17 protein-coding genes are annotated in these 16,261 nt (G+C 57.8%); 9 read left to right on the top strand and 8 right to left on the bottom strand.

Annotation, left to right across the window (positions count from 1 at the left end):
- Nucleotides 1-52 precede the first annotated feature (52 nt).
- Entirely contained in the window at nucleotides 53-832 is a 780-nt protein-coding gene (locus tag JOD69_RS04670) for a ceramidase domain-containing protein (protein WP_077729866.1), read from the bottom strand.
- A 122-nt stretch (nucleotides 833-954) separates the two neighbouring features.
- Here JOD69_RS04670 and JOD69_RS04675 point away from each other — a divergent pair, with 122 nt between their 5' ends.
- A complete protein-coding gene (locus JOD69_RS04675; protein ID WP_077729865.1) occupies nucleotides 955-1,407 on the top strand; it encodes a hypothetical protein in 453 nt (150 codons plus the stop codon).
- A 129-nt stretch (nucleotides 1,408-1,536) separates the two neighbouring features.
- On the opposite strand, the gene JOD69_RS04680 is transcribed toward JOD69_RS04675, so the two are convergent.
- On the bottom strand, nucleotides 1,537-1,857 hold the full coding sequence (locus JOD69_RS04680) for a PilZ domain-containing protein (RefSeq protein WP_077729864.1): 321 nt from the start codon (nucleotides 1,855-1,857) through the stop codon (nucleotides 1,537-1,539).
- Between the two features lie 215 nt (nucleotides 1,858-2,072).
- On the opposite strand from JOD69_RS04680, the gene JOD69_RS04685 reads away from it, so the two are divergent.
- On the top strand, nucleotides 2,073-2,294 hold the full coding sequence (locus JOD69_RS04685; protein ID WP_077729863.1) for a hypothetical protein: 222 nt from the start codon (nucleotides 2,073-2,075) through the stop codon (nucleotides 2,292-2,294).
- A gap of 177 nt (nucleotides 2,295-2,471) precedes the next feature.
- Nucleotides 2,472-3,734 (top strand): ribonucleotide-diphosphate reductase subunit beta, encoded by a 1,263-nt coding sequence (locus tag JOD69_RS04690; protein ID WP_077729862.1) that lies wholly within the window; start codon nucleotides 2,472-2,474, stop codon nucleotides 3,732-3,734.
- Between the two features lie 357 nt (nucleotides 3,735-4,091).
- Here the strand turns inward: JOD69_RS04690 and JOD69_RS04695 are convergent, their stop codons facing one another.
- Nucleotides 4,092-5,597: a phenylacetate--CoA ligase family protein gene (locus tag JOD69_RS04695; protein WP_205781128.1), complete on the bottom strand. Its 1,506-nt coding sequence runs from the start codon at nucleotides 5,595-5,597 to the stop codon at nucleotides 4,092-4,094.
- Nucleotides 5,598-5,715: 118 nt separating this feature from the next.
- Between JOD69_RS04695 and JOD69_RS04700 the strand changes: the two genes are divergently transcribed.
- Both JOD69_RS04700 and JOD69_RS04705 read left to right on the top strand, forming a co-directional pair.
- Nucleotides 5,716-5,907 (top strand): hypothetical protein, encoded by a 192-nt coding sequence (locus JOD69_RS04700; RefSeq protein ID WP_139841135.1) that lies wholly within the window; start codon nucleotides 5,716-5,718, stop codon nucleotides 5,905-5,907.
- 227 nt (nucleotides 5,908-6,134) lie between these two features.
- Nucleotides 6,135-6,515, top strand: a complete 381-nt coding sequence (locus JOD69_RS04705; RefSeq protein WP_077729860.1) for a hypothetical protein — start codon at nucleotides 6,135-6,137, stop codon at nucleotides 6,513-6,515.
- Nucleotides 6,516-6,555: 40 nt separating this feature from the next.
- On the opposite strand, the gene JOD69_RS04710 is transcribed toward JOD69_RS04705, so the two are convergent.
- Entirely contained in the window at nucleotides 6,556-8,511 is a 1,956-nt protein-coding gene (locus JOD69_RS04710) for a serine/threonine protein kinase (protein WP_086135032.1), read from the bottom strand.
- Nucleotides 8,512-8,931: 420 nt separating this feature from the next.
- On the opposite strand from JOD69_RS04710, the gene JOD69_RS04715 reads away from it, so the two are divergent.
- Nucleotides 8,932-9,303: a hypothetical protein gene (locus JOD69_RS04715; RefSeq protein WP_133718271.1), complete on the top strand. Its 372-nt coding sequence runs from the start codon at nucleotides 8,932-8,934 to the stop codon at nucleotides 9,301-9,303.
- A gap of 156 nt (nucleotides 9,304-9,459) precedes the next feature.
- On the opposite strand, the gene JOD69_RS04720 is transcribed toward JOD69_RS04715, so the two are convergent.
- Together JOD69_RS04720 and JOD69_RS04725 are read right to left on the bottom strand one after the other, a co-directional pair.
- Nucleotides 9,460-9,786, bottom strand: coding sequence for a BON domain-containing protein (locus JOD69_RS04720; RefSeq protein ID WP_086135033.1), 327 nt, complete (start codon nucleotides 9,784-9,786; stop codon nucleotides 9,460-9,462).
- A 215-nt stretch (nucleotides 9,787-10,001) separates the two neighbouring features.
- Nucleotides 10,002-10,370: a hypothetical protein gene (locus JOD69_RS04725; protein WP_086135034.1), complete on the bottom strand. Its 369-nt coding sequence runs from the start codon at nucleotides 10,368-10,370 to the stop codon at nucleotides 10,002-10,004.
- Nucleotides 10,371-10,699: 329 nt separating this feature from the next.
- On the opposite strand from JOD69_RS04725, the gene JOD69_RS04730 reads away from it, so the two are divergent.
- Nucleotides 10,700-11,704, top strand: coding sequence for a cation transporter (locus JOD69_RS04730; protein WP_086135035.1), 1,005 nt, complete (start codon nucleotides 10,700-10,702; stop codon nucleotides 11,702-11,704).
- Between the two features lie 50 nt (nucleotides 11,705-11,754).
- Here JOD69_RS04730 and JOD69_RS04735 read toward each other — a convergent pair whose 3' ends face one another.
- Together JOD69_RS04735 and JOD69_RS04740 are read right to left on the bottom strand one after the other, a co-directional pair.
- Complete coding sequence (locus JOD69_RS04735) at nucleotides 11,755-13,140, bottom strand: sensor histidine kinase (protein WP_086135036.1); 1,386 nt, start codon at nucleotides 13,138-13,140, stop codon at nucleotides 11,755-11,757.
- Complete coding sequence (locus JOD69_RS04740) at nucleotides 13,133-13,804, bottom strand: response regulator (RefSeq protein ID WP_077729853.1); 672 nt, start codon at nucleotides 13,802-13,804, stop codon at nucleotides 13,133-13,135. The genes JOD69_RS04735 and JOD69_RS04740 overlap by 8 nt, the downstream gene beginning before the upstream one ends.
- Nucleotides 13,805-13,949: 145 nt before the next feature.
- Between JOD69_RS04740 and JOD69_RS04745 the strand changes: the two genes are divergently transcribed.
- Together JOD69_RS04745 and JOD69_RS04750 are read left to right on the top strand one after the other, a co-directional pair.
- Complete coding sequence (locus tag JOD69_RS04745) at nucleotides 13,950-15,332, top strand: OpgC domain-containing protein (protein ID WP_086135037.1); 1,383 nt, start codon at nucleotides 13,950-13,952, stop codon at nucleotides 15,330-15,332.
- 128 nt (nucleotides 15,333-15,460) lie between these two features.
- Complete coding sequence (locus JOD69_RS04750) at nucleotides 15,461-16,108, top strand: carbonic anhydrase (RefSeq protein WP_077729851.1); 648 nt, start codon at nucleotides 15,461-15,463, stop codon at nucleotides 16,106-16,108.
- Nucleotides 16,109-16,261: the final 153 nt, after the last annotated feature.

A 16,261-nucleotide genomic window follows, 5' to 3' on the forward strand; every position in this document is an offset into this window, starting at 1 on the left:
GCGAGTAACCGGTTTACCCTGCCGGGGGGGCGGCGGATTGCTCCGCCAAAGCTCATTCGTGTCGGATCGGCTTTCTTTTTCTCAGCCCCAGCAAGAAACAATAAGCCCCTATCGCCGCCAAAACATGTTTGAGCGCATGCCCGCTGATCGGGTACATCACCTGAAAGATCGTCTCATCCAGCAGCTCCGCCAGTTTGGCGACCAAATAGAACCCGAGCAATGCCCAGATATACCCGCTTCCCGTGAACGAAGGCGAGAACAACAGCAGTATCAGCGGAATCAGCAGCATGGGTAGAAATTGGACGAGGCCGTAAGGGCGTAGGTCCCCTTGTCCGGATTGTTCGGTCACGTGCCAATAGATGATGGAGGCAATACCGACGAGAATCAGCGGCCATAACAGTTTTTGCCCCGCCTGGCGGGAAATATATTCGCCGACGATGATGGAGACGAAAGCCATGAAGGCGACGGTCATGGGCAGACGGTCCCAGACCAGTGTCGTATTGTTTGGATCGAGATGGTAATACGCCGAGCCGGGGCCGATCAGTGCGATACCGATGAAGAAGGCGAAATAGCTTGCCCGGAGCTCCGGGAGCGTTCGATCCGGCACTCCCCGGACGAGTTCCCGAAGCGCAGCCAGACCGACCAGGAGGAAGAGGAGATTGGTCGCGACATTCCAGAAATGCGGCATGCCGAACCACCGGCTGCGGTCGGCGAACTCGTGATAGGCCGGGTCTTGCGGGACGGCGGGAACCAAAAACATGCCGATGACCGCGAGCGCGATAATGCCGAGCAGTAAAGCCAGTTTTGGGGTTCTGTGGCGTTCTGTTTTCATGCGATGAAGCTAAAGGAATGCGAGCGTTGACGCACTCCATGCTATACACAGCCGGCCGGTCTGCATACTATTAGCCGACGGATGGCCTTGGGCGTCCGTGTTCAGACATGAGGAGACATCCTATGAAAACAATAACGCTGGGGTTGCTGGTCATGCTTTTAGGGGAGAGCGGCACGACAACCGCTACCGAGGCTGGTATCGAAAGCGCCACCAAACAACTCTTGAAAGATACTGCCAAAACGGTGGTTCAGCGCGGTACGCGCGAGCGAGTGCACGTGGCGGCCGAGAGCATAGAGAAAGCCAAAAACCTGAGGGAAAGCATCGATAAAGCGTCTGCTGCGATAGGAGAGCAAGCCCTAGACACTGCCAAGGAATCTGCCGAGGGGCAGCTGAAGGATGCTGTCCCGGCACAAGCCAAACAAGGCGTCAAGGCTGTCGAGGACGGTGTGGATCAGGCCAAGGCGATCAAAAGCCAAGTCAAAAATGCACCCAAATCGACCCGGGACGCTGCTCAGGTCGTAAAACGCAAGGCTAAACAAGAAGCGGCCGAGAAGGCACTCGAGCTATTGCGTTAACCTGCTTTTTGCGCCTCGCCCGGTCAAGGGCGAGGTGGCAACCTCGATTGATAAACTCTTGGCCGGATTCACTCGGGCGTACGCCGGCCGATAGACCGTCCATATCCCGTGCAGTGTAAACACAGCCTATTAACGGCGGAATACCGCGGTGGACCATAACGCCCGCCCGAATTCGAGCCCATATCCTTGTTGAGATTCACGTTTGACGATGACCGAATACCGGAGCAACCGCACGATTTTTCCTCTTTCGACGGCAAAAACGACCATGGCGGGTTTTCCCACGGATGCCTCTGTGTGCGTGGGCATCTGCAGAAAAATGCCGGAACGGCTCAGGTTTTTGGTGATTCCGCGTGATGGATTGCCGGCAGGGGGGATGAGATAAGTGCGAACGGAAGAAATCGAACGCGGTGCGACCCGTCGATCTTCGGGGGAGTCGGTCTTTTTATTCATCGTGTCCAGCCTTTGTTATTAGATAACCCCAACGTCGAAATTTCATCACATTTGTCAGAGCTTGACGAGAACGGTTTGCACATCCCCGGTTCGGAGGCAACCCACATCCGAACTGTCTAAGGAGTAGAATAAATACCACAAATCGAGAGTCGACTTGGACTCGGAAGAGAATCAGTCGATCGAGATGCGACGCAGCAACCAAAGGAGCTCGGATCATGGCCGAAAAACTTTTGCGCGATATTAAACCGGTTTCCCCTGAAAACCTTGACGATCTGATGCTGATCATGGCCAAGAACATCGAAGAGTCGTTATTCAAGAGCGGAGCACGGCCGGGGCTCGATTATTCCATCTTGGACCTTTACAAACTGGCGCAGCCCTTTGCGCTGGAAGTGTTCAGGAAGAACATCAACACCATGTCCTTTACCGTGCAGTGGTAGCGCGGTTCGGCCCAAAAAACGCGGGAGAGGCTTGCCGGCAAAAGTTATAGCCTACATATTGTGTCTATAATGTTTTTGTGCACAATATATAGTCGCTTAGGTTGGCAACCGCTCAACGATCGAGAGTTGCATAGATATTTCTCCTGAACACTCACGGGCCGAAAAGAGGAAAAAAGCATGTTGAATTGGGAAGATCCCCTCGCTGGCGTTACCGGCAAATCCGTCAAAGCTGAAACTAATCCGAATGCGCCCCGGCTGGCGGAATGGGGAGGGGAACTAGCCGCAGCGCGCGATACCGGCAAGGTCAGTCCCGAATTTCAGGATTTTTTTGCTGAAACGCGATACGAAGCGGACCAGGGGATTGCTGCGGGCAGCGACTCTCGTACCGGTGCGACTGGCCTTGAGAGCATCGAAATGGGGGCCCGGCGCATCCAGGTCGATGACAAGCAGATTATCAATTGCCGCGCCGACCTGAATCAGCTCGTGCCGTTCAAGTACCGTTGGGCCTGGCAGAAATATCTGGATGCCTGCGCCAATCACTGGATGCCGCAGGAAATCAACATGAACGCGGACATTGCGCTTTGGAAGAGTATCGACGGACTGACCGAAGACGAGCGCACCATCATCAAGCGAAATCTCGGATTCTTTTCCACCGCCGATTCCCTGGTGGCCAACAATCTGGTTTTGGCGGTATACCGGCACATTACCAATCCGGAGTGCCGCCAATATCTGCTGCGCCAGGCTTTCGAAGAGGCTCTGCACACTCATGCCTACCAGTATGTCGTCGAGTCTCTCGGCATGGACGAGGGAGAGGTGTTCAACATGTACCGTGAATTGCCGGCCGTGGCGCGCAAGGCGGAGTGGGCCTTGCCGTTCACCCAGTCTCTGGGCGATCCCGCATTCCGGACCGGAACGCCCGAAGACGATCAGCGCCTGCTTCGCGATCTCATCGCCTTCTACGTGATTTTCGAAGGGATCTTCTTCTACGTCGGCTTTACCCAAATCCTTTCGATGGGGCGACGCAACAAAATGACGGGCACCGCCGAGCAGTTTCAATACATCTTGCGGGACGAATCGATGCACATGAACTTCGGCATCGATGTCATCAACCAAATCAAGATCGAGAATCCGCATCTCTGGCGCAAAGACTTTCAGGATGAAATCATCCGCATGATTCGCGAGGCGGTGGAGATAGAGACGCAATATGCCTACGACACCATGCCGCGTGGCGTATTGGGGCTGAATGCCGGCATGTTCAAGGATTATCTGGAGTTCATCGCCAACCGACGCTGCGCCCAGATCGGTTTGCCGGAGCAGTACCCCGGCGCTGGCAATCCATTCCCTTGGATGAGCGAAATCCTGGATCTCAAGAAGGAGAAGAACTTCTTCGAGACCCGGGTAACGGAATATCAGACCGGCGGCGTTCTGAGCTGGGATTGATCTCGGTCTCTTCCCGGAACTACGCTCTATAGCATTTTTCCGGTTTGGCGTGGCGCCCGAAGGTGCAGTAGGTCGGCATCCTTTCCCAATCGCAAACGGTCGCTTTAGTCGCGACCCTTCCCGACGCAGCGGGTTTGTCGGCAAAGGATTGCCGACCTACAAACTCCCGATCCTCGCCGCTAAACCGCGGTGAAAAGCGCTCTATAGGCCATCAGGCTTCCCTGTCCGGTTGGCGACAGTGCAGCGCTTATCGATCGTGCTGCGCTGTCTCGCTGGCCGACCGGAGCAAGCTTCCTCTACCGACGGAGAGTCCCCGGCATCGTAGTCTTCCCGTGTAAAGCCGGGCAAGCTAAGGCCTCATCGCCGGGTATACCGGTGCTTGGCGCCAGCCGGGAAGTACTCGGGATCCTCGAACGGCCGTAGCGTAACTTTGGGGAGTTGTTTTTCCGGCGGCGTGTAGTTGGCGAATTCGCTGTTGAGCCGCAACAACTGCGCTTTGACGGATTCCGCAAGCGTCCGGCATTTCTGATCGTCCGCCGTGGCGCCGGGCAGAAGTTCGGCGGTCACGCTCAGGTATTTGTCCCCGTCTGCCGATTCCTTCGTTTCCAGGACGAATTTGCCCGTCGCCCAAGCCATGATATGCGGCTGTTCCAGGCCGACCGTCACGTTTTCCGGATAGATATTGGCACCGTAGAAAGACACGGTGAAATCCGCGCGTCCGAATACATAAACGAAGGGCAGGGGTCTACAGGGAAAGGTTTCGTCCAAACCGTATTCGGCCAGCGGGCCCGCTCCCCAATCTCGCAGAAAATCGCGCATCTCACCGTAACCGACAACTCCGCCTTTATCGGCGATGTGATAGCGGATCAGCGGCACTCCGTTGTCGCCCGAAACCACCAGGGTTTCCTCGTGGACCTCGAACAACCGGCTGATCGGGTCGTACTGAACCAGCGTAGGCAGGCGCGATTCGCCGAAGAGCTCCCTGGCCGCCTCGGGGCGGTCCGCCAGAAAGCGGCGGACGGCGATGCTCAGCGGCGTTTCGTTGCCCAAAACCCCGGCATCCGCCGTGCCATAGAGCGAGGCCGAATCGTAGCAGGGCGCTTTCGAGCCGACCCGCTCGCCTACCAGGTTCCGCCATTCCTCGCTGAACACTTCGCCGGCGAAGACCATTTTCACCCGATAGCGCGGCCATTCGATTCCGGCGGCAAGACCCGCATCGATGACATCTTTGATGAACGGCGGATAGCCGAGGAGCACGGTTTGTTCGAAACTCGGCGAGAGTTCCTGGATCACCCGGAAGATTTCGTCCTTTTTGTTGCCGGGCGTCGCCACCATCAGGGGATACCCTTTGGCTGCGAGATGCCAGGCGCAGGACGTGGTGTACAGTCCGCCGACCCAGTTCCCGAGGGCGAAGCAAACCACGGCCAGCGTGCTGCGTTCGTGCGCCCAGAAACTGTCGTGAAATATCTGCTCGAAACGAAGCGCGATATCGAGCTCGTCGATGATCGATCTGGGCCAGAACGTGGGTTTTCCGGTCGAACCCGAGGAAACCGCCACCCGGTCGCACTCCGCCAAGCGGCCGTTGCGGCAGCGCTCCGGCAGTGGGTAGACATGCATGTAATTGGGCTTGTCGATCAGGGGAAGCTGCCGAAAGGCATCAAAAGATCCGACGGTCTCCGGCGCTATGCCATGGGCGCCGAGAAATGTTCGGTAAGCCGGAACACGGCTCGCCGTTCGGTGGAAAAGGTCCAATACGGCGGATTCAGCATCCATGGCAAGCCGGTCGGCCATCAGTTCGTCGAGCGAGCTAAATAGAAAGTGGTGAAGCCGGCTTTGAATTTCGGAAGTGCGATGGGTCAACACGGTTCGTCGCGCCGATTAAAATGTGGTGCTTTGAATTATGATCTCCGGCCACCCCGGGCGCCACCGCCATCGAAACTTCGCGGGCGTGCCGAGGTGTGCTTATTTGGATTTGAAGTCGATGAGCAAAGTTTGGGTTTTTCAGCAATCTACGTTAGAAGTCGCATTGGACGAGTGGGTCCAGGAGCAGATCGATCACTATCCGCACAAGGAGGAGCTTATCCGCACCGTGGCCCTCGCGATGCGCGATTTCCTCGATTCGCGGCAGGTGGCCGAGCACAAGATGGTGATGAACTTGCCGGACAAACCATAGGGCGTTTTCCGGCTTGGTGTGGCGTCCTCACTATGCAAGTAGGTCGGCAAACCTTTGCCGACAATGCTCTCGGCGACCCAGTGTGTCGGCAACGGATTGCCGACCTACAAATTTCCTAAAACTCACCGCTAAACCGTTGCCGACCAAGATGTCTTGACGCCATTCCGCCGATCTGTTTCAGTCGACAGGGCGGTTGTTCCGATTCCGGCTTGCCCAAAGGAGGCAATATGCACGGCTTGATTAAGACGGCGGTTTTGTTGATCGCTATTGCGAGCGGAAGCGTCTGGGCTTACGGTGGCGGGGGCGGCGGAAGCAGCGGGTGCGCCGAGCCGAAATTCTTCGAACCGAATCCGACCGGCGCCGTTGCCGCGCTTGCCGAGTTCGCTTTCGTCGCGTCGGACAATACCGACAGCGATACTCTTACGGTCGAAATCAACGGCCAACCGGTTACGCCGGTACTCGAACGCCTGAGAAGCGGCGACTGGCGAGTCAAGGCCGTCCCGCCGCAGCCCCTTACCGAGCCAGGTAAGGTTCGGATCACGGTCAAGGCGAAGAGCCGGGACGGGTGCTGGGGATTTCAGCCGTATGCTGTCGAGGTCAAGCCGTGAGTTTCCGGCCGACTGCGCCAGCGTGAGCTTTTCGGCCGTTTTATCCCCACTGCTCCAGCACTACGACCTTCCACGCGCGGTTTTTTGTGGGCCGAACCGTTTGCCAGGCGGCAATGCGATTGGATTCTCGGCCGCTTCCATGGGTCGGGCCGTGGTAATAGCCGATGCCGGCTTCCTGATCCGCAATCTGTCTTGCGAGCTGGCGCAGTTCCGGAATTTTGTCGAACCGTTCTTCGCGGAACAGGTTTTCCCCGATTTCGTCCGTATCGGTATCGTAAAGGATGAAACCGTCGTCCTGAATGATCCACACGGCTCTCTCCTGGGTTTGGAGTCCCGCGGGCAATAGTTTTCCCAGGAACTCGGCGGCCTTGAAACGGGTGGACAGAAAACCCGGTATGGTCTTGCCGCGCTTTATGGGTACGACGAGGGTTACCGCGTCGAAACCTTCGGGCGCCTCGTAGACGCGGCTCAGTATGGGTTCGGCCAGTTCCAACGCCAGACGATTGTGTTCGAGCCGGGAGGTATCGGCGCCGATGGCTTCAGCGTATTTCGCCGGCGCCACGGCGGTGATCGTGCCGGGGGCGATCGTGGCGGCGAAAAGTTCGGCGTCGGGATACCGGGTCAGCAGGGATGTCAGAAGCGGAGTCATGGCCTTGCGGTCGCCTATGTTGCCGACGGCGCCAGCGAGCCGTTCCATCCCGTTTCGTATCGAGCCTATGGCATTCGCTATGTCTTCCGCGATCTGATCGGCGGCGGTCAGGTTTTCGTTGGATATGCGGGTGACGTCGGCCAGCGCCGTTTCCGCACGCTCGCGGGCATGGACCGCCATTCGTCGCTCGGCGACGGCCACTTCCCGCTCTTTCCGGGCATCCATGGCAAAATGGACCGCCAGCCCCGCACCGATCGCGACGGCCATGACGACCGCAAGTCCAGCGGAAAGCGCTGCCTTGTTGCGGGCGACGAAACGGCGCAGCAACTCGCCGCGCGAATAAGCGTACGCGCTGACCAATCGTCCATCGCGGAAAGCGCGCAGCTCGTCGGTCAATTCGGCGGCGTCCCGGAAGCGGCAAAGCTTGTCCTTCGCGAGGGCCTTGTCGCAAATGGCGGTAAGCTCGGCCGGTGCGGGAACCGGACCTTTGCGCGAGGAGGGCAGCGGCGCTTTGGACTTGAGCTGCTCGACGATGGACGAGAGGCTGCCTTTGAGCGGCGCCCGTCCGACCAAGATGTGATACAGAATGCAGCCGAGGGCGAATACGTCGGTTCGCGCGTCCACTTCGCCATAACGCTGATCCACTTGTTCGGGCGCCATATAAGCGGGTGTCCCGAGGATTTCGCCGACTTGAGTGAGGTCGTCGGATCCGGCCTCTTCGGATGCGGCCGGTACGGCCCGGCGGAAGACATCGGCTTCGATGCCGATCTTGGCGAGACCCCAGTCCAGGATGATGGTTTCGCCGAATTGTCCCAGCACGATGTTGCCGGGTTTGAGATCCCGGTGCACCACGCCTTTTGAATGGGCGTAGGCCATAGCCTCGCAGACATCGATGAGCCGGTCGAGCAATTGCAGACGTTTTGCAAGCGCCTGTTCGGGCTGTTCCGAATTGCATGCGGAAAGCGCTTCGGCCAGGGTCTGCCCCCGTACGAGGCGCATCACGTAATAAGGAGCACCTTGGGAAGTGGTTCCCATGTCGTAGACCGGAACGATGCCCGGATGCTCCAGGCGTCCCGTGATTTGGGCCTCGCGGAGAAAACGGAGCCTGATGGTGGAGTCGACGGCTTCGTTCGATGCGAGCATTTCCTTGATGGCGACCTGACGCCCAACGCGCTCGTCGAAACCGAGCAGCACCCGCCCCACGCCCCCCTGGCCCACTGTGCCGCACAAGGAGTAATGATCGGTGAGTCTGTAATCGGCTGTGGATTCCTGCGAACCTTGCGCAGCATCGAGCTGGAGTTTCAGCACCGTGTAATCGTCGAAATCGGCGTTATCGTTACCGCGCATTGGTCGATCGTGTGTATTGAACGAAGCTCACATTAATGTAGTTCGTCATCGGCTAAGGGACAAACGGACGGCGACGATCGTGCCGAGCCGATCGGCGCCACGGTCGGCTCTTATCCAAGAACGGAAGGGGCGGAACGCGGGTCTAATTGCTTGACGTTGCCCGAATCGTACGGAAGTAGCGATATGGTCACTAAGCGCGTAATGGGCGATTTAGCGACAGGGGCAGAGAACGAAGGCGTGCGGAAGGGAGTCGCCGTCAGCTCAGGGAAATCGAGTCCGATCAGGTGCCTTTTGTTCTGCCTTCTCGCGAGCATCGCGGTCTTGTGGTTTCGACCGGTGCATTCGGCGGAGATCTACAAATGCCGAACCGATGCCGGGTTGTTATATACCGATGAACCGGCTTCGAGGAGTTGCCGTCGGATGCATATCAAGGTCACCAAACCCGACCCCGAGGCGATTGCGCGATTGGAGGAATGGAAAGAGCAGCAGGCGGCCGAGGCGGCCCGGAAAGCGGCGGAAGCGCGTGAAGAACGCTTGGTCCGGGTTCGCGAGCTGGAAGCCCTGGCGGCATGGCAATCGGCACGCGCGGCTATGGTGGACGCCGAGGCCGCTCAGTATTGCCAATATCCTCAGCCGGTCTATTTTCCGTTATGGACTTATCCCGGAGTCCCCATTTTTCGTGATTATTCGAGTTTTAGCGGATACCCGTTCCCGTATGGGCACGACGCAAGGCGCTACTCGCGATACGGAATGTCGCCCGACCGAATTCATTTCTGGCGAGAGCGGCGATAAGGACCGGGCCGAACAAGGGAACATTCCTCGCGCCGGCAGGTGCGGCAACGCGAAATCAAACCGAGCCGATAAGAAAGGCGACGACGAACGAACCGAAAAGAACAAGCAGTCTCCCGAGGAGCCTGACGCCAAGTCTCAGCTCCACGACGGGGTTTCCTAAAACCGCGGCTCGTCGCTTTTCTGCCTGACGCGGATGTTGTTCTCGACCGACTTGACGCCTCGGATTCCGCGCGTGATCGCCTCGGCATGCCGGCGTTGATCCTCGTCGGGAACGAAACCGCCGAGTTGCACATGCCCCTGATGGGCTTGCACCTGGATGCCGAGACCGCCGACATAAATGTCCTGTAAAAGCGCTGCCTTGACCCTGCTCGCAATAGTAACGTCGTCGGCATTGGCGCCGAACTCCGTCTTCTTGCCTTCCGAATTGGCGCAGCCGGTCAGGACGAGCACCGCAATGGACACCAGGAAATATCGCCGTTTCATTTTTTCCTTGCCTGGTTTCGATCTACGGCAGTAGCCAAGCCCAAATGCTCGTTCAATCCAGTCGTACTTGAAGCATGAGACGCTCTTAGCCAGCCGTCCCTAGAGCGTCTCGTTTCCTCCGTCATCTGAGCGAGATCGGGGTTTTCGTGCTGGATTCGCGTTGGCGCTCGAAAGGCGCTTCTGTTTAGCGTCGGCCGCAAATCCGATGTGAAAATCTATTGGTTTTGCCCGTCTTCGGAGCCGCCTTCTCCGCCTTCCGTGCCGCTGTCTCCGCCCGTTGCCCCGCCGGGACTGCCCGTACCTTGCTCGCCTTCGGGCTGCCGTGGCTCCGCCGCGGGCGTGGTTTGCTGGCCTTCGCCTTGGGGTTGCTGTCCCGTCTCCGGCTGACCGGTTCCGCCTTCTTTTTGTTTTTCCCCGAATGGTTGGAAACCCTCCCAGCCGGGGTAGGACTTATCGCGATCGGCTTCGGTCCCCGCGACGACAGTCGCCTTGTCCAGAGATTTCTTAGCCGCCCAGACCGGATTCGCGACAAATAGCAGACTCGATACGGCTGCCGCCAGGGCGATCGAGATTATGTGGCGCATGGATTCCCTCCTGTTTCGCATCCTTATTCGGAAGCTGCCCGACAACATCGAATGAAAATTACTAATAGCACGAACGCCGGTCTCGGTCTCTATGGACTATTACGAGGGGAAGGTGCCGAGCTCATGTAAACATGCAAACACCCATACTCCGATTTCGCCCCACGGCCCGGTGAAATGCGGTTAATCGGAGGTCTCGTGAAAAGACGTTAAACTACGCGCCAACTTTTGCCTCCGTCCCGTCCGCAGAAAGGGGATCATGCGGCAACCCTATGCGGCGATGGAGCGGGCGAACCCTGCGACTTGTCACGAAACACAATCAATATCCAATAATGTTCAGTATTTGGGCGGAATTTGCCGCTTGCTTCCTCTTGACCGCTTATGCCGGAACGAAGCTTTCGTTATACGGCGATGTCATTGCTGACAAGACCGGCCTCTCGGGAAACTGGGTGGGACTGGTCATGCTTGCCACCGCGACATCGTTGCCCGAGTTGATTACCGGGTTAAGCTCGGTCACGCTCGCATTGGCGCCGAACATCGCCGTGGGTAATGTGCTCGGTGCTTGCGTTTTAAATCTGATGATTCTGGTCGTGGTCGATTTCCTCCACCGTAAAGAATCGATTTATCGCCGCGCCAGCCAGGGCCATATTCTCTCCGCGGGTTTTGGAGTGGTCATGATCGGCCTGGTGGGGTTCAACGTTCTCCTCGGACAGCGAAACGGTTGGGCCATAGGGCATGTAGGCGTTTATATGCCTGTCATCGTTCTGATGTATTTGATCGCCGTGCGTTCGATTTTTCATTACGAAAAGCAGCAGGTGATCGAGTTCGCGGAAGAGGTTACCGATCGTTATGCCGGCATCTCGCTGCGCCGCGCGATCGTGAGTTACGGCGGGGCCGTGGTGGTCGTAGTCGCCGCCGGCGTATGGATGCCGTTCATCGCGACCAAGCTCGCGACGGCCATGGGGTGGCACACGTCATTCGTCGGCACGCTGCTGGTCCCGATAGTCACCTCGATGCCCGAACTCACGGTTACTCTGGGTGCTTTGCGGCTCGGGGCACTCGACATGGCGATCGCCAATCTCCTGGGGAGTAATCTTTTCAACATTTTGATTATCGCGATCGACGATTTGTTTTACCACCCAGGGCCTTTGTTATCCAACGTATCGGCCATCCACGGCGCGTCGGCGATGTCGGCCGTAATCATGACTGGTCTCGCGATCGTGGGCATTCTGTATCGACCGGCGACGCGTGTCTTCAAAACAGTGGGCTGGATCAGCCTCGGGCTCTTTGCGATTTATTTGCTAAATTCCACGGTGCTCTACCTCCATAGCGAGTAACCGGCCGAAGGTAGGCTTTGCCAGTCGGTTCGCCGGAAGAGTTTCTCAGCTCAAAAAAACGGTTCTCGGTCTTGAAAGAGAACTTCGATCCGCGCTCCGCCGTGATCGGAACGTGACAGCCGGACCCGCGCGTCATGCTGCTCGGCAATTTCTTTGACGATCGCAAGCCCGAGCCCGCAGCCGTCGCCGGGACTGCCCGGGGGGCGATAAAACCTCTCAAAAATCCTGTCCGCCTCGGAATCCGGAATGCCCGGCCCGTCATCTTCCACGATGAGGCATGGATGGGTATCCGCCGCGAGCCGTACCGTAATTTGGCCATGATCGCGTCCGTAGCGGATGGCGTTGTCCAGGAGATTGTTGAGCAATTCGCGGAGCAGGGTTTCCTCGCCTTGCACGTATACCGGAGCCTGCGGTCCTTCGAAGCTCAGATCCATATCGCGTTGCAGCGCTCTCGGCACCCAATCCATACAGGCATCCCTTGCGATGGCGCGGAGGTCCGCCCGCGAACCGGGGCGAGAGCCGCCCAGAGCCGTTTCCGAGCGCGCCAGCACCAAGAGCTGCGTGCTCAACCGCGATGCCCGGTCGGCGCAGTTTCGGATTTGCGCGAGGGCGGGGCGCATCGTCGCCAGCTCGGTTTCCCGCAGAGCACGCTCCGCCTGGACTTTCAGGCCGGCCAACGGGGTTCGCAGCTGGTGCGCGGCATTGGCGATGAAGCGCTGCTGGGCAGTGATTGCCGTGGAGAGCCTCGCGAGTAGATCGTTGATGGTATGGGTCAGCGTGAGCACTTCGAGAGGTACGCCGGTATCAGGGATCGGCGCGAGGTCGCGCGGCGAGCGTTGGGCGATTTCGCGCGTCAATGTGTTTAGCGGATGCAGGCCCCGGTTGATGCCTATCCAGATGTACAGCCCAGCGCCAAAAACCAGCAAAAATTGGGGTACCAGCTCGGCCAGGAGAATGTCGGTCATCATGCTGCGTCTTTTCCTTATCGTCTCGGCAACCTGGACCAAGACTTCCTCGGAACTGTCCTTGGGCGTGGCGAGCATGGAAACCACCCGGACGCTGTGGTTTTGAATCATACTGTCGAAATACACCGGCTGATCGCGGACCGAAGCCAAGTCGGGCGGCGGTGGAACTCGCTTGTCCCCGGCCATGAATCCGTGGCGGGACGATTCGATTTTGAAGAAGGTTTGATCCATCTCGTCCCACTGGAAAATCTCCAATGCGGTGGGTGGCAGTTCGAAGGTCACCTTGCCTTTCTGGGCCTTGACTTCCTGCGCCAGGGAGCGTGCCGAGTCGAGCAGCCAGCGGTCATAGGCCGCATTGGCGTAATGAAACGCGATGTAATAGGAGGCTATGGCGTCCAGCACCACGAACAGGGCGAGAGGGAGCGCCAAGCGCAGCAGAAACTGGGTTCGGAGGCTCTGGACTTTAGCCATCGGTGTCTTTTTCGAGTAAATAGCCTAGGCCGCGCACAGTCCGGATTCTCACGCCGAATGCCTCCATCCGTTTGCGCAGCCTGTGAATATAGACTTCGATGGCGTTGTCTCCCAGTTCTTCGTTTCCCGCCGACAGGCGCTGGGCGATACGGTCCTTGCTGACCACCCGCCCGGCCTGGATCAACAGCGCCTCGAGCACTCCGTATTCTCGCGCGGACAGAATGATGGGTGCATCGTCCACCAGCACTTGGCGATTCAGGGTGTCCAGCGTCAATCGGCCGACCGTGAGATCGCCGAATCCTCCATAACGGCGACGTATCAGAGCGTGAATTCTTGCCTCCAACTCTCGGAGGTCGAAAGGCTTGACCATGTAGTCGTCCGCGCCCCATTCGAGACCCTTGATTCGGTCATTCAGGGCATCTCGTGCGGTCAGGACCAAGACGGGAACGGGATTTTTCCGCGCTCGCAACCTTCGCAATAGTTCGCAGCCCTCCATGTCGGGCAGTCCCAGGTCCAGAATGACCAAATCGAAGCTTTGGGTGAGCAGTGCGGATTCCGCATAAGCTCCCGAAGCCGCACCGGTGACCGCGTAGCCCGATTGACCGAGCACGTGCGTGAGGCCGTCGGCCAGAACGGTATCATCCTCCACGAGTAGAATCTTCATAAGTCAAACAAGCGTTATGAAAGGTTTGTGAAAGCTTCGGATTATAGAATGGAGCGTTAGGGCGCCCGCGCCGAGAGCGCTATGGGGTGAGTGTCTAAGTCAGCGTGGACCCGGTGCATATTTTCGTCGACAGATTAAGATCCCGATGACCGGACAAAGCTTACACAAACAGCGAAACCTTAAGCTCGATTTTTTTCGCGGCCTTGCCTTGCTGATTATCTTTATCAATCACATCCCCGCCAACGAGCTGCTGCTTTATACCCCGTCTCGTTTCGGCTTGAGCGATGCGGCCGAGGTCTTCGTGTTTCTCTCCGGCTATGCAGCGGCCATCGCTTATGGCCGCAGTTTCCGCACGTCCGGTTTATGGTTGGGCAGCGTTCGGGTGTTTTACCGCTGTGGGCAAATCTACGGCGCCCACCTCGCTCTGTTCATGCTTTTGGCGGCTGTTTGCGTGCTGGGCAACGCGGTTTTCGAAGAGCCGGATTATATCCACCGTCTCAATATTCGATATTTTTTCGATGATACTCAGGAGGCCCTTCTGGGATTGATTTCCCTACGGTATGTTCCGAATTATTTCGATATTCTGCCGATGTATCTGGTGGTCATGTTGTGGATACCGGTGGTGTGGGCGCTGTCCCGCATTCATATAGCGCTGGCCTTCGCCTTCCCTATCGGTGTTTACCTCGCCATGTGGCGATACGGACTGGAGCTTTCGGCGGACCTGCACAGCGATCGCCCCTGGTTTTTCAATCCGTTCGGCTGGCAGCTGATTTTTTTCACCGGCTTCGCCTTCGGATCCGGCTGGATTAAACCTCCCGGACACAAGATATGGCTGGCGGCAATCTGTGTGGCGTTCGTGATTCTGTCTTTGCCGCTGAGTCCCGAGCCGGCGCTCCGGCCGACCGAGTTCCTGATTCAACTCCACGCCGGTTTGCTGCCCTGGCTGGACAAGACCCATCTCGGGCCGTTACGGTGGGTGTATTTCATGGCCTTGGCCTATCTCGTCACGACATTCCTGCGGAACCGGGAACATTGGCTGAATTCGAAGGCCGTCCGGCCCATTATCGAAATGGGTCAGCAGTCGCTGCCGATATTCATCGTAACGATGGCGCTTTCCTATGTCGGCGGTATGTTCTTGGACCAATTCGGTCACGAGGTCGCGGCGCTTACGGCGGTCAATTTGGGCGGCTGCGCGTTGCTCTTGCTTACCGCCCGCACGATGGCGTGGTTGAAGTCTAGCCCATGGAAAGTTCAGAGCGGGCGGAGTTCCTTGTCGGCCGCTTGGCACGATGATGGAGCGAGCGACTCGCTCTTTCCGGTTTTTGCGGTACGGCCGAGCCGATTGAAGCAAACTCCGGTAATGGTTCTCGTAGCTTTTGTGGCAGCGGTGCCTTTGTCTCTTTCTCAAAGGAATTCGGACGCTCACTATTCCATGGTGGCCATGCGAGGGGCCGGAGGGATCTTAGTGCAAGATCATGTGCATGGTCATGTAAACGAGGCAGTGGGCACTCAAGAGAATTTCAAGTAGCAAGCTCGGGCGATGAGTACGTCGCGAGTGCGTGACGCATTTGGCCGCAGGCCGGTCCAATGCGTGCAGCGTCGGTATCTGGACCGGCACCGTCAAACGCCGATTAACGAACATTTGAAGAGGCAACTATGAGACCGTTCGAGAAACTATTATTGGAAAACAAAGCATGGGCCGAAGAAAAAACGATCCGGGAGCCGGAATACTTTTCGCGGTTGGCTAACGCTCAGACACCGGATTTTTTGTGGATCGGGTGTTCCGATAGCCGGGTTCCGGCGGAAATCATCGTCAATGCTCAGCCCGGCGAGATTTTCGTACACCGGAACATCGCCAATCAGGTCATTACCACTGACTTCAATAGTCTCAGCGTGATCCAGTATGCGGTCGACGTGCTCAAGGTGAGCCACGTGATCGTATGCGGGCATTACAACTGCGGCGGCATCCGGGCGGCGCTCAGCCCGCAACGCTCGGAACTGCTGATCGTCAACAAATGGCTGATGCATATCAAGGACGTGTACCGTTTGCACCAGTCCGAGATCAATGCGCTGGAGACCGAAGAAGCGCGGGCGGAGAGATTGGTGGAGCTCAACGTCATCGAACAGGTTCAGACGCTCGCGCACACCTCGGTAATCCAGCATGCATGGAAACGCCATCAACGCCCGGTACTGCACGGGTGTGTATATGGCCTGAAAGATGGAATCATCAAAGAACTCATCCGGCTTCCGCCCGAAACGCTGATTCATCCGATTTACCAGTACACGGATCTGCCCGAGGGTTGACCCTTCCAGTCGGCGCGCTTAGAGCCTATTCTGGTAGGTCCCCAAACCCTTCGACAAGCCTGTCCTGAGCACCGTCGAAGGGCCTGTCCTGAACCAAGTCGAAGGGCTCAGGGCGAACGGCCGACCGAGATAGGCTTTCGGCGCGCATCCGGT

The organism is Methylocaldum sp. RMAD-M, assembly GCF_017832375.1.
Classification (GTDB): Bacteria; Pseudomonadota; Gammaproteobacteria; order Methylococcales; family Methylococcaceae; genus Methylocaldum.

What these genes read in the sequence shown, in the direction of transcription:
- JOD69_RS04680 (WP_077729864.1), bottom strand. Translation starts at nt 1,857, where the DNA reads ATGAATAAAAAGACCGACTCCCCCGAAGATCGACGGGTCGCACCGCGT.
- JOD69_RS04700 (WP_139841135.1), top strand. Translation starts at nt 5,716, where the DNA reads ATGAGCAAAGTTTGGGTTTTTCAGCAATCTACGTTAGAAGTCGCATTG.
- JOD69_RS04735 (WP_086135036.1), bottom strand. Translation starts at nt 13,140, where the DNA reads ATGGCTAAAGTCCAGAGCCTCCGAACCCAGTTTCTGCTGCGCTTGGCG.
- JOD69_RS04720 (WP_086135033.1), bottom strand. Translation starts at nt 9,786, where the DNA reads ATGAAACGGCGATATTTCCTGGTGTCCATTGCGGTGCTCGTCCTGACC.
- JOD69_RS04730 (WP_086135035.1), top strand. Translation starts at nt 10,700, where the DNA reads ATGTTCAGTATTTGGGCGGAATTTGCCGCTTGCTTCCTCTTGACCGCT.
- JOD69_RS04725 (WP_086135034.1), bottom strand. Translation starts at nt 10,370, where the DNA reads ATGCGCCACATAATCTCGATCGCCCTGGCGGCAGCCGTATCGAGTCTG.
- JOD69_RS04710 (WP_086135032.1), bottom strand. Translation starts at nt 8,511, where the DNA reads ATGCGCGGTAACGATAACGCCGATTTCGACGATTACACGGTGCTGAAA.
- JOD69_RS04675 (WP_077729865.1), top strand. Translation starts at nt 955, where the DNA reads ATGAAAACAATAACGCTGGGGTTGCTGGTCATGCTTTTAGGGGAGAGC.
- JOD69_RS04750 (WP_077729851.1), top strand. Translation starts at nt 15,461, where the DNA reads ATGAGACCGTTCGAGAAACTATTATTGGAAAACAAAGCATGGGCCGAA.
- JOD69_RS04715 (WP_133718271.1), top strand. Translation starts at nt 8,932, where the DNA reads ATGCATATCAAGGTCACCAAACCCGACCCCGAGGCGATTGCGCGATTG.
- JOD69_RS04685 (WP_077729863.1), top strand. Translation starts at nt 2,073, where the DNA reads ATGGCCGAAAAACTTTTGCGCGATATTAAACCGGTTTCCCCTGAAAAC.
- JOD69_RS04740 (WP_077729853.1), bottom strand. Translation starts at nt 13,804, where the DNA reads ATGAAGATTCTACTCGTGGAGGATGATACCGTTCTGGCCGACGGCCTC.
- JOD69_RS04745 (WP_086135037.1), top strand. Translation starts at nt 13,950, where the DNA reads ATGACCGGACAAAGCTTACACAAACAGCGAAACCTTAAGCTCGATTTT.
- JOD69_RS04705 (WP_077729860.1), top strand. Translation starts at nt 6,135, where the DNA reads ATGCACGGCTTGATTAAGACGGCGGTTTTGTTGATCGCTATTGCGAGC.
- JOD69_RS04690 (WP_077729862.1), top strand. Translation starts at nt 2,472, where the DNA reads ATGTTGAATTGGGAAGATCCCCTCGCTGGCGTTACCGGCAAATCCGTC.
- JOD69_RS04670 (WP_077729866.1), bottom strand. Translation starts at nt 832, where the DNA reads ATGAAAACAGAACGCCACAGAACCCCAAAACTGGCTTTACTGCTCGGC.